Annotated in this window: 26 protein-coding genes; all 26 read right to left on the reverse strand. The window is 31.2% G+C overall.

Annotated features, from left to right (window positions below; all coding sequences use genetic code 11):
- Window positions 1–6: 6 nt before the first annotated feature.
- The 26 genes from H518_RS0112490 to H518_RS0112615 all read right to left on the reverse strand — a co-directional run bounded on the left by H518_RS0112490 (window position 7) and on the right by H518_RS0112615 (window position 13506).
- The gene (locus H518_RS0112490) at window positions 7–465 is read right to left on the reverse strand and encodes a hypothetical protein (RefSeq protein WP_028889375.1); all 459 of its coding nucleotides are present in this window, start codon (window positions 463–465) and stop codon (window positions 7–9) included.
- Window positions 466–571: 106 nt separating this feature from the next.
- Window positions 572–1840, reverse strand: coding sequence for a hypothetical protein (locus tag H518_RS0112495; RefSeq protein WP_028889376.1), 1269 nt, complete (start codon window positions 1838–1840; stop codon window positions 572–574).
- Window positions 1840–2367, reverse strand: coding sequence for a hypothetical protein (locus tag H518_RS0112500; protein ID WP_028889377.1), 528 nt, complete (start codon window positions 2365–2367; stop codon window positions 1840–1842). The genes H518_RS0112495 and H518_RS0112500 overlap by 1 nt, the downstream gene beginning before the upstream one ends.
- Before the next feature lie 3 nt (window positions 2368–2370).
- Window positions 2371–2970: a hypothetical protein gene (locus H518_RS0112505; protein WP_028889378.1), complete on the reverse strand. Its 600-nt coding sequence runs from the start codon at window positions 2968–2970 to the stop codon at window positions 2371–2373.
- Window positions 2967–3275, reverse strand: coding sequence for a hypothetical protein (locus H518_RS0112510; protein WP_028889379.1), 309 nt, complete (start codon window positions 3273–3275; stop codon window positions 2967–2969). Before H518_RS0112510 ends, H518_RS0112505 begins: the two co-directional genes overlap by 4 nt.
- Window positions 3276–3332: 57 nt before the next feature.
- Entirely contained in the window at window positions 3333–3902 is a 570-nt protein-coding gene (locus H518_RS0112515; RefSeq protein ID WP_028889380.1) for a glycoside hydrolase family 108 protein, read from the reverse strand.
- Window positions 3902–4288, reverse strand: a complete 387-nt coding sequence (locus H518_RS0112520; protein WP_028889381.1) for a carboxypeptidase-like regulatory domain-containing protein — start codon at window positions 4286–4288, stop codon at window positions 3902–3904. Before H518_RS0112520 ends, H518_RS0112515 begins: the two co-directional genes overlap by 1 nt.
- 3 nt (window positions 4289–4291) lie before the next feature.
- Window positions 4292–5080: a hypothetical protein gene (locus H518_RS0112525; protein WP_028889382.1), complete on the reverse strand. Its 789-nt coding sequence runs from the start codon at window positions 5078–5080 to the stop codon at window positions 4292–4294.
- Between the two features lie 10 nt (window positions 5081–5090).
- The gene (locus H518_RS0112530; protein WP_028889383.1) at window positions 5091–5279 is read right to left on the reverse strand and encodes a hypothetical protein; all 189 of its coding nucleotides are present in this window, start codon (window positions 5277–5279) and stop codon (window positions 5091–5093) included.
- On the reverse strand, window positions 5279–6157 hold the full coding sequence (locus H518_RS0112535) for a hypothetical protein (protein ID WP_028889384.1): 879 nt from the start codon (window positions 6155–6157) through the stop codon (window positions 5279–5281). Before H518_RS0112535 ends, H518_RS0112530 begins: the two co-directional genes overlap by 1 nt.
- Window positions 6158–6177: 20 nt before the next feature.
- Window positions 6178–6453 (reverse strand): hypothetical protein, encoded by a 276-nt coding sequence (locus H518_RS0112540; RefSeq protein ID WP_028889385.1) that lies wholly within the window; start codon window positions 6451–6453, stop codon window positions 6178–6180.
- A 5-nt stretch (window positions 6454–6458) separates the two neighbouring features.
- Complete coding sequence (locus tag H518_RS0112545) at window positions 6459–6806, reverse strand: hypothetical protein (protein ID WP_028889386.1); 348 nt, start codon at window positions 6804–6806, stop codon at window positions 6459–6461.
- 71 nt (window positions 6807–6877) lie between these two features.
- Window positions 6878–7474 (reverse strand): hypothetical protein, encoded by a 597-nt coding sequence (locus H518_RS0112550; protein ID WP_028889387.1) that lies wholly within the window; start codon window positions 7472–7474, stop codon window positions 6878–6880.
- A gap of 5 nt (window positions 7475–7479) precedes the next feature.
- The gene (locus H518_RS0112555; RefSeq protein WP_028889388.1) at window positions 7480–7941 is read right to left on the reverse strand and encodes a hypothetical protein; all 462 of its coding nucleotides are present in this window, start codon (window positions 7939–7941) and stop codon (window positions 7480–7482) included.
- A 2-nt stretch (window positions 7942–7943) separates the two neighbouring features.
- Window positions 7944–9344: a transglutaminase-like domain-containing protein gene (locus H518_RS0112560; protein ID WP_028889389.1), complete on the reverse strand. Its 1401-nt coding sequence runs from the start codon at window positions 9342–9344 to the stop codon at window positions 7944–7946.
- A 133-nt stretch (window positions 9345–9477) separates the two neighbouring features.
- A complete protein-coding gene (locus H518_RS0112565; RefSeq protein WP_028889390.1) occupies window positions 9478–9687 on the reverse strand; it encodes a hypothetical protein in 210 nt (69 codons plus the stop codon).
- 297 nt (window positions 9688–9984) lie between these two features.
- Window positions 9985–10290, reverse strand: coding sequence for a hypothetical protein (locus H518_RS0112570; RefSeq protein WP_028889391.1), 306 nt, complete (start codon window positions 10288–10290; stop codon window positions 9985–9987).
- A 65-nt stretch (window positions 10291–10355) separates the two neighbouring features.
- Window positions 10356–10679, reverse strand: a complete 324-nt coding sequence (locus tag H518_RS0112575) for a hypothetical protein (RefSeq protein WP_028889392.1) — start codon at window positions 10677–10679, stop codon at window positions 10356–10358.
- A 14-nt stretch (window positions 10680–10693) separates the two neighbouring features.
- Entirely contained in the window at window positions 10694–10840 is a 147-nt protein-coding gene (locus H518_RS21150) for a hypothetical protein (protein WP_155995220.1), read from the reverse strand.
- 230 nt (window positions 10841–11070) lie between these two features.
- Window positions 11071–11226, reverse strand: coding sequence for a hypothetical protein (locus tag H518_RS21155; RefSeq protein WP_155995221.1), 156 nt, complete (start codon window positions 11224–11226; stop codon window positions 11071–11073).
- A 22-nt stretch (window positions 11227–11248) separates the two neighbouring features.
- Window positions 11249–11452 carry a hypothetical protein gene (locus H518_RS0112590; RefSeq protein ID WP_028889393.1) on the reverse strand — a complete coding sequence of 68 codons (204 nt, stop codon included), beginning with the start codon at window positions 11450–11452 and terminating at the stop codon, window positions 11249–11251.
- Between the two features lie 29 nt (window positions 11453–11481).
- Window positions 11482–11622, reverse strand: coding sequence for a hypothetical protein (locus H518_RS21160; RefSeq protein ID WP_155995222.1), 141 nt, complete (start codon window positions 11620–11622; stop codon window positions 11482–11484).
- A 10-nt stretch (window positions 11623–11632) separates the two neighbouring features.
- Window positions 11633–11875: a hypothetical protein gene (locus H518_RS0112600; RefSeq protein ID WP_028889394.1), complete on the reverse strand. Its 243-nt coding sequence runs from the start codon at window positions 11873–11875 to the stop codon at window positions 11633–11635.
- 160 nt (window positions 11876–12035) lie between these two features.
- Window positions 12036–12344 carry a hypothetical protein gene (locus tag H518_RS20555; RefSeq protein WP_051263761.1) on the reverse strand — a complete coding sequence of 103 codons (309 nt, stop codon included), beginning with the start codon at window positions 12342–12344 and terminating at the stop codon, window positions 12036–12038.
- A gap of 169 nt (window positions 12345–12513) precedes the next feature.
- Window positions 12514–13110: a hypothetical protein gene (locus tag H518_RS0112610; protein WP_028889395.1), complete on the reverse strand. Its 597-nt coding sequence runs from the start codon at window positions 13108–13110 to the stop codon at window positions 12514–12516.
- Between the two features lie 57 nt (window positions 13111–13167).
- A complete protein-coding gene (locus tag H518_RS0112615; RefSeq protein WP_028889396.1) occupies window positions 13168–13506 on the reverse strand; it encodes a hypothetical protein in 339 nt (112 codons plus the stop codon).

Genomic DNA, 13506 nt, shown 5'->3' on the forward strand with positions numbered 1-13506 from the left:
AATGTATTAAGCTGTTAATTCAAATTGCTTTCCTAATGATTCAAATTGAAGTTTAATCAATAAGTTTTCTTCTATATTACCTTTGAATAATTTTAAATTTGATAAAATGTTTTTTACAGGTAAAACTGTGGGTACATCTTTAATTTCTAAAGTCTGCTTTGCAGGTATCTGAATATTTGAGAAATTTACATTTGCCGTACCTAAATAGGCATTGCTAGTTTTGTTATAGAACTTAATTTGCTTTAAACTTAAAAGCTTATAAGTGTTAACTCCAATATGAGTATTGGTTGGGTTATGAATAACAAAAGATAAATTAAATCGAATTTGTGTAAAATTTGCTTTTAAATTATTTATTCCACTAATTTTTATAGCCAATTCACTTATTGATTCCTTTACTCTTTGGTACTTTACAGCTGTGTAAATCCCTATTCCTGCAACTAATCCTAAGATTACTTTTTTTTTCATTTATAAAGTATTTAATTCTTTTTTCTCCAAAGCTTTATTAACAGCATTCCTAATAATGAGAAAAACAAAAATCCTACGTGATTTATAATAGGCTCATTATCTATTGTTATATTTGTCTATTAATAATGGCATCATTATTAATCGTCGATATTAAATAAGTACCTCTTACCTGTATTTTACCGTTTGTAAATCTATAACTCATCCCTTCTCTTAGTGTTTGATTCCTATCGTTTACACTATTATATCCTTGCAAAACCAGTTCAAGACTGTTGCTTACTGTAAAGTTGTAAAACAAATCTTTTAAATCGGTATCTAATCCAGAAATATGCATATCAGAAAACACAGGTTGTTGTTTAGCTACATCTAACCACATGAAATAAGGCAAGCCTTTTATTATAAAATTACCTGATCGAGCTCCATTTCTTTGCGTATTAATATTTAAGATAGTTATTTCAAAATGTAATACTTTACCTATCCTATAATACATACCATAAGCATCATAAGTAAATGTATCTGGAGTTTCATTAGCGACAGCTACTAAATTAACAAGAAACGGTTGAAAAGTACCTGTCTCTATAAAATCATTCGGCATTAACCCTGCGTAATCAACATTAGCTAAAGGGATTATTGCACTCTCTCCTGTACTAGAATTTACAAAACCATTTTCAGAAGCTTGAGTATACGCTAAATCAGTAGATGAAGAAGCTCCTGATATCGTTAAATAAAAATTAAAATCGTAGGTCTCATTTAAAAGCAAATCGGTACCCAATACAAAATTTGAATAATCCAAGTTATAAACACGATACCTTGCTGTACTTAAATCTAATCTTAAATTGGTTAATGAGTTATCTATTGCATCAGCGTTTTCAGAATCTATAGAAAGCCTATTTGTTCCTTGCATTCTTTTATCAAAATTATAAGCTCCCTTAGAGGTATCATGTACAAATATTACACTTCCATTTAATTCACACAGGTAAAAAACATTACTTGCTGATGGCCTGCGTAACGCTCCAAATAACTGTAATATATTTGATACAGGAGGTACTATTTTTATCGTACCAAATTTTAAAGAACTCCCTGATAAATCAATTGTTTTATCAATAGTTGATTCGCCGCCACTAAAAAAACCTCGTACAGCAAATTGTGCAATTAACGCTTCTGGTGTTTTTGCCCCGAAAGAATCTTCTAATTCATCTAAATCAATATAAAAATTATTAAAGGCTGCTTCTTCTGGATCTGGTTGAATTTGCACACCGTTTAAATGTTTTGTTACATTTCTTCTAATAGATGAATAACTCGTTTGGGTGTTTCCTTTTTCGGTAATGCTTACCAGGGTAATATTATTTACTTTCTCTATTTTTATAACTCTACTCATCATGATGCATGTTTATTTTTACAGCTACAAGGTTTTTGGTGTGGGTCTGGTCTTGATACTTGCTGAAAAGAAGTTGGTTTTTGCTCGTTTTCATTTCTCAATATTTCAGGCTGATACCCTCTTTTAAATGTAAATCCACAAAAAGAATAGGTAACCGCCATGATTGACTCGTTTGGAGTTTTATTGCTTGTTGCAATTGCTTTTAATACTATTGGAATGTGTGAGCTTGCTACTATTTTTTTATGCAATTCACAGCCTTGAACTTTCCAAATATGGTTATCCAAAAACAATTCAATGTTTTCTATTTTATAAGGAATATTAAGACAACTTAAGGGACTTATAAAACATGTAATCGCTTGCTGATTCTTTTGAACTAACACAATTCTAAATCGTACAGAATCAATGAATTTGACGAACTTATTATATTTTGTAACGCCGATAATTGCAATAATTACAGCGGTAACTAATCCTGTAGGGAAAGAGCTCTCTTCTGCTGCTTTTTTGTTTGGTAGTTTTGTTGTTTCCATGATTTAATTTAATGGGATGCCTATTGAAATTTTATAAAAAGCGGTATTGCTTAGTCCAGGTATATTTAAAAGTCCTGCGCCTGCGCCTATTCTAAATTTGTTTTTAATGGTGTAATCAATCGCTGCTTCAGCTCCTATAAGCGAACTATTAAAGCTCAATAATGGACTTACATTCAAAAACAAGGTGTTTTTTGTGTTTTCTGTAAATACTTCTCTTTCTATAATTTTGGTGATTATGGAATCGTTTGTAATAACTTTTAAATCGTGTTTTAAAACTTTTCCTTCTGCAAAAATTGTCGAATACACCGTTGCATTTGATAGATTAAACGTGTCTTTACTTTTTACAACTTCTTTTAAAACTTCGTTTTTCTTACGGGGTTGCTTAACATATTCAACGATCGTTTTTCTGATAGTATCATAGACCACTAATTCTTTTATATTAAAAATAGTATCGTGTGAAATACTATCTTTTCGTTGTTCTACTTCCTTGGTAATCGTTGTTTTTTCTGTAGTTATTGATACTGGCTTGTAACATGTTTTCAAATTAAAAAGGAGTAGGAAAACAATCAGTATTAATAAAATATATTTTGTAAAATTTTTCATCGTTTTGTAGGTATCATGGTTTTAATAAATTCAACATCTGAGCATATTTTTAAAAGTACCTGCACTAAATTCATGGAGGTTAATCCAATTAAAAAACCTACTCCATAAGATGAGTTTTCTGATAAATGAAAAGAATCCACCAACATTGGGGTTATGTAAGTCGTTGTCATGGCACCTCCAAAAGCACGAAAGAGATAATTTAAAAATCCTTTCTTATCTTCTGCTCTAGCGCCTATAATTCCTGAAATTCCTCCTGTTATTAATAAACTTATTTTTATTCCTAAAAAATCAAACATTTCTTGCATTGTCTTGTTGTGTTATTTTATAAATTCCAAAGCCAATACCTAAGAGAAGGAAAACGGTTAGCAGGCTACTTTTTTTTTAATAATGATGTTGAATTTTTTAGATAACAAGCGTACTCTTCTTAGCCAACTTGGACCATGATGGTTAAAATCTGGACGACCTTCATAGTACACTTTTCTTGCCAATCCTATTTCAATAAATAGCTGTTTAAAAGCTACTGAATTGACTGCTGCTAATGTTTTTACTCCAAATTGACCATCTATTTTTAAGTGTTTTCCGAACTCTTTATTTAAAACAGCTTGTACTATTTTTGTAGTTCTATATGGAGAGGAGTTTATTGCGTGATCTACAATCATTTCGGCAACTTCTTGGCTATCGATATAATCGGCTAGAACCTTATCCCAAAACTCATTTTTAAATAGCATGTGCGCCTGTTCTTGGGTAATATTTAGCATATCTTGCTTTGTTGGTGGTCGATCGATTACCAGTTCATAAAAACGTGCTGAAACACCATAGTTTGTACCTACCAACTCATCTAAAGAATTGAAATTACCCCAATCTGTTTCTATTTCTGAATACCCTCCTTCATGTCGCTGAATAGAGGTTTTAAATTTTTCGTAACTCGCCATTATAAAACTACTTTTTTAACGTTCTTTTCTTTTTTTTCTTCATCATTCTTTGATAACAAATCAAACAGTAATAATGTCCCTGCGATACCTCCAAAAACCTTCCATCCGAGATAACTTTTGGGTGGTGGTATGTCTAAATTAACTTCGTCTAGCATATCAAAACTGGCATCCAGTTTTAATACTTCGGGTACTGCTGAAGCTTCAATTGTCTTAATTCCTTTACCTAAATGCGAAAAGCTTAGTTTTGCTTCACTTCCTATTAATAAAGAGTAATTCCCATCTATATCGGTCGTAGTTCCTAATGTAGGATTGCCTTCAACGGAAATATGTACTCCAGGTATTCCCATACCTGTTTCATCTATTATTTTTCCTTGCTTAGTAAACATTTTTTATTTTTTTTCGTTTGTTACTTGATGCTGTACAACTACGCCTGTTCTAGTAAATGGCAGTGACCAGAAATATGCTTCAATGATGTAGTAATTTTCTTTGGTGTTGTAATTTTCTTTACTTTTATCTTTGTAGGTGTATACTCCGTGCGCAATTACCTTTCCTACTTCCTCCCTAAACTTTAGCTTATCATAAAAAACACCAGTGCCTTTCCATGCACCATTTTCTTTTACTGCTTGATTTACCGTAATACCGTTTTTATCGGCGCAATAAAGGGTACTTCCTATAGGGTATAAAGTGGTGACATCATTTTGTGAACTCGAACTAATAATGCTCCAAAATCGTTTTAGCTCTTCAGTATCTAATCCTTTACGAACATCTGTAAATAAATTACGATCAAATAATATATAATAAGCATGTGATACCGCTTTGATATTCGATACCTTGGTGGCAATATCATTTAACGCTGCTTCATCTGTTGAAATATTTATAGATGAAATCAGCATGCTTAATAAGCTTGACTCTGGAAAACCTATTCTTGTAAATGATTCGTAAATAATAGCTGCTGCTGTTAAGTTCGGATTCCCTGCATTATTTCTTGCAAAGTTGCTTGCTCGTAGCTTTTTATATTGGTTGTTTGCCAAGCGTAATCCTGCAATAATTCCTAAACCAAGTAAAATAACTTTAACCGCATTCACTCCTTGTCCAATTGCTTTTTGTCCTTCTTTTGAATTTACTACTGTAGTTGCTGCTGTGATCGCTAAAGGGTTTCCCATTCCTTGATTTTTCATTGCTTTTGGTTTAAATAAAGCTTTTTAACATTTTACCGTTTTTAACAAACTTTTCACTTGCTCCTGGCTTTCCTACCATTTCAGCTAAAAGAATCAATGCTTCTGTTGATCCATGTTTGTCTATTTTTTCTAAAGCCGATTGACGATTCATTTTATCCACAATGTCTTTTCCTGATACTTCTACTTTAAAACTCCCCATTATTTTACCAATTCTTGTATGTTATGTTTTTTTATTAATTCTTCTAATTCAGTTTTAAATGGTGCTACGCGCATCATTGCTACTGCTAAAAATGATAGTTGCTTTGCGAACGCATCATTTATATTGTTAGATTTTATTAAATGAACAAAGGCTTTTTTATCTTCGGATAATCCTTCAGTTATATCTGGCGCAGCCATACCGACTGAAGCTGTTTCTGGTAAAAAATTACCCGCCATTTCAAGGGCTTTATTAATTACAGTAGGATCAATCAGTGGTTTTTTATTTAAGCGTTCTTCTTTTAACGCCAATTCCTTTACTTGATCTGCAATTTCTATAGCTGCCTTTAGCTTTCTGTTTTCAGAAGACAATTCATCAAACTTTAATTCTTGCCTTGTGTGTTTTGCTTTTAAATCACTAAACCTTTCTTTTAATGTCTCGTGCGCTGCAGCAGTAGTATGCAATTTTATAACCTCTGGCATCGACATTCCCATAGATGCATTCATACCTTGATTTTGTTGGTAATAGTTTAAATTAGAAACAGGCGGTGCAATAGTTGGCTGATTTTCTATTGCACGCACTGTTTCATGAACCACCTTCTCTGGCATTTTGTTTTCTGTACTATTAATTCTTATACATAAATCAACTTTGCGTTTTGAACTTCCGTTAGGCTTAAATTTCTGTATGCCTAAAGCTACTAGGTTGTGTGTATAGTGTAATTGAGACAGAAGATCTTTTAGAGAACTCGATTTTCCTGTTAAATCAGCATAGGAAAGTTTTTTATAGTATTTTTCATCTTGATTTTCGTAGTTGAAAATATCTATAGAATTACGGGGGTCTGCTTTTAAAAAATCAACTATTTCTTCTAATGTGTTTTGCATCTTGATCGGTGGTCATTTAATTAATCACATGTACATTCTGGTACTTTTATATAGCGTACATACAACTCTTGTTTTATTCCCATACCATCTGTAAAAACAATTTCTAGATTCTTAGATTCTAAGGTTATATTTCCTGTATGTATGTAAGTTTCTTGATCTGGCCTTAAAAGATATTGACCAATCATTACGTTTTTTTCTCCAAAATTTTTGAAATAGATATTTTGCAGGTTTTCAAGTTGAAAATCTTTATCATTTGTAATTATATCTTCAATAAGCTTACCTTTTACCTCTTCCATTTAATTTATGCTTTATTATAATAAAATATCATTTGAAAGTTGAAATCCGCAGCTAAATCCCCCATTGCTTGCGTTGTGATTTTCACATCTCTATTTCCATCAAAATGCATATCTTTTCTACTATCAAAATGGTTTCCATTGGTTGGTTGATATTCATGGTAAGTAATAAACGGGTGTAATTCATCACCTGTACTTGCATCTTCAATTTTTACATTGACAATTTCACTTGGTAGAGAACCATTTACGAACAAAGCACATTTTAAAACGGTACCTTTTTCTATGTGTATTGTTTTAGAGTCTTTATTAGTACCTGAAACAATTTTAATGTTTGCTACTTTTGATTTGATTTTCATCTGAAAAATTTAAAAAAAAAGCTCTTACTTAAAAGCAAGAGCTTTTTTGTTATTTGAATATTAATTAACGCTTAACGAGATAGTTTTATACCACCAAAACCAAGCTCTAAATACTCAATTTCTGTTTTATGTGCCTCAGCTCCTTTTCCAAACTCTAATTCAAATTTGATTTCTAATCCACCAACTAATGTTACTGGATTTTTTAATTGAACATAATCATCTTCTAAAGAAGTACCTGTATATCTGTTAAACACATCTGATAAACCAGTTTCATAAACAACATCGCCATCTTGACGAATTCTGAAAGTTGCATTTCTAAAAGCAACAGGCAATGCATTTTTATAAGCTCCTAAAGCCTCCGCTTTAGGATTTGGATTCGTACAATACCCTACTCTTAGTTTCTCAATAATTAAAACTTCTGTATTTGAAATTACTTTTTCAGAAAAATCTGATACGCCAACCACTTTTCGTGTGTCTTCATCAATTAAATTTTGAATCCCCATTGAAGGCTTAATTTCCTTTCTTAAAATTGGAGTTCCATTTAAAATCTTGATTCTATGATTCGAAAAATCACCTATAAATTGTGGGCTTAATTTCTTTTCATTTGCTACTAAAATTGCTTTTATTGCAGCTTTTTGGGCGTCTATGTTGTAAACTGTGCTATTCATTTTTTTTATGCTTTAAAATCACTTGTTAATAATTTACTTTTGGCTGTATCTCCTACTTCTTCAAACACATCGTTTGAATTCCAATCATACTGTGGAATATTTAATGTAGACTGATACATGTCTTCATCTCCTCCATTCATTCCCGCAATGGCAGCAATAAACTTTTCTCCTTTGGTTGTTGGAGTATCCTTTACACTTGGAGAAACTAATTTTGAAACTGAGGTAAGTCCTTGTTCTACTGAGATACCTAACAAAGCGCCTTTAGAGGCTTTTGCTAAAGTGTCTTTTCCTTGTATTCCACTGGCAATTGCAAGCGTTAACAATGATATCCCTGCTCTTACAATTGGCTTTTTTGCGCCTTCTGGAACAATCCCCATGATTCCTTTTGAAGCAGTAGCTCCACCTATGGCAGCAACTCCTGTAATTGTAGAATCAATGGCGTCTTTCTGATTAAATTTAAAATTCATTTTTACTTGTTGTTTTGAGTGTTATTTTTTTGTGAGACATAAATTATCGATCCTATAGCAACAGCACCTGCAACTCCTATTGCAATCTTAGATTCTGTACTCATCTTATTAGAGTTCTTACCTTTATCTGTATTTGGTATCACTGTATTTGATCCACTTTGATTAGGATTAACTACAACCTGCCCTGTTTCTAAATTCTTAAACAAGCCATTGGTTAACTTTACAAAGCCATCTATAACAGTAGTAGAAGTGTTACTCCCTGTATTAGAACTAGAATTAGAGTTAGAGGTAGACGTACCTTGATTCAAAAAGGTCTGATTTCTTACTAAAAGCTTTTTCTTAAATTCTTCATAAGCATCTGCCATTCTTTTGTGTTTTGCCTTTGAATTACCAGATGTGTATTTTCTGTACAAGGCTCTATTCTTCGAAATTTGTGCATCTAAATAACTAATAGCTGGTTGCATTCCTTGCGTGTTTAAAATATTGGTCGCTTTCGTATAACCTTCTCTTATATAGCGATCTGCTCTTGCTAAAACACTCCCTCTATCTTCTGGCCCAAATAAATCTGAAAACACACCAATCGCTTCACTCAAGACAATGCCTAAACCGCTCGATCGCGAGGTTAGATAAAATTCTTGGCCATTTATAATAAACGCTTCCTTAGTTATTTTCAAAGATGGATCGTTACCAGTTTCAATAGCAAATCGAACAGCATTTTTAATTTCTCTTACTGTTTGAGATGGGACTCCTTCTTCTGATAATCTTTTTAAATACCTATTAAACTCTCCAATAGATTTTTGTATTAAATCCTCTTCTAAATTCATTAAACTTTCTACTGACCCATGCAATGCATGGTAAGGCAATGTTACTTCCATATCTTCTTTTTGTGTATAATTTACTTCTGTGTTTACCCGCTTTGTTGGGTCAATAATTAATGTTTCGTTGCCAGAAGGAATTTGCACATATACGTGCGACCATCTTGAAGGTGAAGAGGGTTGTTTTACTTTTCTAAAGGAATGAGGTATATTTAAATTCGTAAGTATTGTACTTACAAAAAGGCTGTAGCTCTTACAGTCAACGCCTTCTAAACGTACGTTCCATGTACATGAAGGACTTCGTAATTGTTGATCGTACCCATCAGCTTGGTACTGTATATGATCGTAAGCAAATTGATAGATGTTTGCAACAGTTTCTTTTAAATTACGTCCTTTTAACTTTTTAGAAATTGCTTTTGTAAAGTCTTTATATTTAAAAGACAATTCAACCATTTGCTGCATTCCACCTGTTGTTGTATAATCTCCCAAAAAAGTAGATCTACAAGGTGTTTTAGTGAAATAACGGTCATACTTAGTATGCGTTTTCACCTTTCTATACAATGCTGAATTTAATGTTGCTATACTCATATATTGCTATTAATACTGACTCTTAAAATCAATATCAATGCAAATATGTATGCTTATAAAATGGAGGTGTTAGGATTCGCTAGCTTTCGTTAGGATTCGTTAGGATTCGTCAGCTTTCGTTAGGATACTTTTACTAAATTCCATCAATTTCTGCTACAAATTTTTTAAATTCTCGTGGAGTTATGGTTTTTTTACGTTTAGCTTCATCTATCGTTATTTGTCTAGATTCTGAAATTATTCTGTTAATTGTCTCTCGTAAAAATCGACTAGAAAGTTTCCAATAGTAAGTTGCTAATTCCTTTTTTGTTCCCATTAATTTTGGGTAGTTTATTTGAGACTCCATTGTTTAATTATTTGTTGCAGTTAAGTTGATTTGCTGTTGCACTTTTGTTGTAACCTTGTTGCTGTTTTGTTGATTTACTTATTTTTAACTCACTAAAACTTTTATTAATACTAGGTTTACCTGTTGCCTAAAGCATTTACGCACTGTTGCAACAAAAGTTAATTTTGTTGCAACACTATTACATTTTTTTATTGCTTTGTGATGCATTATTTTTATATTTGATGATGTCGGAGTCTCATTTCGACATTTCTTTTTCATAGCAATTTTCCCACCTCTCCAAGAAGTGGGTTTTTTATTTTATAGCTTTTCAAAGGTTAAATAATGTGTTATTTTAACGTATGCAAGCATTTTATCGATAACACCTACCGAAGGATCTAATATTTTATTGTCTGTTTTTAAAACAAAATGACCGCTACCATTTGGATAACATACTCTTACAATGCTATTATCAATGACTTCTTTAAACGCTAAGTTTTTACCGCTTATTAGTCTTGTTTTATAACCATTTCTATTTAAAAAATTTTGCAAATCAGTATCAATACTAGTTAGCCAATCTTTACCCAAAGATTTACATATTTCGTCAATGGATTTTCCTGTAATCATCGAAAGACATGTTTGTCCACATTTTTGCGAATGATACGGTTGTTCTATGAATTTAAGCCTGCTCATTACTGCTTTTTGTTTTTATACTCTATAGCTTCCTTCCAAGTCCTCTCGACAATTACACTAAATTGGTACTTTGTGATTCTGATACTTTTATCACTAGAAATTTCTTTCCACAATTCTTTTGTTAGTTCATTCTTCCCTTTCATATCACTTTTATTTTTATCTTCTAAAAATGATAATACTTCTTTCGATTGCTCTTCTGTTAACATTATATGCCTAATATTTTCTGTATATTTAGACACCTCTAAATGAACTCTTCCTTCAGAAAAACTCCTAAACGTAACCTCGCTATCTGTTTCTTTATTTAGTATTACTTTATTTTCCATTATATCTACTATTTTTAATTTTCAAACACACTTAATAATTTATTAGGTATACCCACATATTCATCTGCTATTAATGCTATTACTCCAATTATTGAAAAAACTAAAATTACTGTCGTTAATAACCAAATTGTTAATCCTAATATTGCTACTAAATACTTCATATTTCCTACTGTTTAATTTTTTAAATTGAATTTTCTAACTTTGCTATATGAAGAAGAGAACATCAGAGTTTTTAATAACTATATCGCATATTTTACTTAACCCGAGTAGTTCGTTATTAAAATTCATCTTTTTTTTATGGAAAAATAAATCTATTCTTCTAGTCATTCTAAATCTTATATTTCTTGTATATTATTTTTTAATACTAAAATTGCGCTTTTAATTTCTACTGTTATTTAGTTAACTTCTTAATAGTTATTGTCGCCGAAAGTCTTGTTTCAGATTCACCCCAACGATGTTTTTCTTTCCAACATTTTAACGCGAAAACTTCCAAGCTATTTTCTGGAATGATTTCAAAATTTCCGTTTTCATCAAAGCTTGCTTTCATCTATTTTTAGGGAGTTTTTAATCTACTGTTTAAAAAAGATACTATAGATACAAGCCATTGCTATAAAAACAAGTGAAACAGAAACAATTGTCCTCATAAATTTCATTGTATTCTCTTTTTTTCTTGTCTCTCTATTTTCTATATCATTAACTCTATCTCTTAAAAAAGAGACATCATCTTCCAAACATTCAATATTTATTTTTGCTTTCTTCAATTGTTTTTTCATCTTATTGTCTTTTTTACGTAGCGAAATAGCTACTGTTTGATTATTTTTTGTTCAGCTTTTTCTTTTGTTATTTCATTATAATGCCCTCTCCCTTCATCATAATAATATTTTTGGTCTTCTGTTTTTACAATTAACCTATTCTCGATTATCCATTGATTTACTACTTTCATATTCTAAAAATTACAGATAAGTTAGAATGTAAATTTTATACATAACACCTTCTTTCAAAACTGTTGAAGGTTTAATCCACCAATCACACTCACCGTATAATTGTAATAATCTTTGAATTTTATTGATTTGTTGTAAATAAAATTCGTTCCTGTCTATGTAAACAATTTCGCCTTCAACCCTTAAAAGCATTTCTCCATCGTCTACTATTTTGCCTAATTTCTCTATTAGATCTGAATAAGTCATTTTTGCCATAACTACACTTTTTATGTTGTTTAGTGGAGCGCACCTAGTGCGCTTATATCCACTTCTAAACAACTACATAACTTTCGTTATTAAATTGAAATTTGCTTCTATCTATGGGGTATCGGTTAAAACCTCTCACAAATTCCTTATTCCGATAATTACAGATTATTTAAGCTTTGTTACTTCCTTCTACATTTCTTTTTTTACGATCAGATGTTCGTTTTTCTAACCACATTAAACTTTCCTGAAGGTTCGTAATTACAATTGCATTTTCTTCGCAAGGGAACCTACCTTGTAAATAATTCATTCTATCAATTAACATTTCCAATACTTCTTCGTTTGTGGTACCATCGTTAATTGTTTCTAATTCTGTAGTATCTCCAATTGGTGCTTTTTCTATAAATTGGATTGTTTGCGTAATTTTTGCGTTTTCAAATCCTTTCAATTCGTACTTGTGACCTTGTGTTAATGTTTTCATCTTACTTTTTGCGTTTTGCGTTAATTATTGCGTTTTGGTTCGTAGCGGAATAGCTACAGATTTAATGCTATTATTATTAGTATGATGCTTAACCACATCATGGCTCCAATTACTCTTATCACTTTGTCTTTTGTTCTAAACAATAAACATTCATTTAATATATCTTTTATCATGCTGCTACTTTTTTGTTTTTAGGATTTTCTTTACATCTGCCAATGTGAGCGTTTAAAGCATTTTTACTGGAGTACTCTTTTTCGCAAAATCCGCAAGTAGTTTGTTTTACTTCGCTTAACTCTCGCTTTAATTCGTTAAGCTCTTGTAATGATTCGCTATACTCAATATTAATTTCGCTTATTGCTTGCTGCTTTTCGCTTATTGTTTGCTTGTATTTAGTTACAAAAACTGAAATCAATTGATACCCTATAAAAGCCATGAAAAAGCTTATAAAACTTGAAGTAAGAGTTTCATTAATTGATTTTGAATTAAGAATATTAAATACAAGCAATAACATTACTGCATCCATTAGCGCAATTACATAAGGAGTGTATTTATTTTTATCGTTAACCGATACTATTAATAAGCCAGTTGATAAAGCTATTCCTGTGAATCCTGCTGCTATAAACTTTACAATTATATTTGGTATTATTGGGTTTAAAACTTCGACAAGTAGTACAGAAATTTTTAAAGCATAACCAAAAATGTAGAGTAAAACAGCAATAGAAACTGCTCGTAAACTTGTCATTTTATCTTCTAATTTATAACTCATTTTAACCCTATTTTGTTTTTTAGTTTTTGAATATTGTTTTCTGAAATATGTTTCAAATTAGCATCCATCACGATCAAGTTTATTTATTACATTTTGAATACCTAACTTTTCATAATCAGTATCTCCAATACCGTATAATTCGATACATAATTTTTTTAATGCCCATGCTTCGTAAAAATATAAAGTGAACTTGATAGTTTTTTTTGCTTCAAATAGATCTAGTTTCTTTTGAATGGTTTTATATTTTTTATCAAACATATCTGCCAATATCAAACCTATTGAAACCGCTACTTTTTCTTCTTTCTCAAGCAATGAGAAGTTTAAATCATAAAGTTTGTTTGTGATTTTTCGAAGAGATATTAATTCGTTTATTTTTAAATTCAATTTCTTTTTCAT

Origin of the sequence: Tenacibaculum ovolyticum DSM 18103 (assembly GCF_000430545.1) — a bacterium.
GTDB classification, from domain to species: domain Bacteria; phylum Bacteroidota; class Bacteroidia; order Flavobacteriales; family Flavobacteriaceae; genus Polaribacter; species Polaribacter ovolyticus.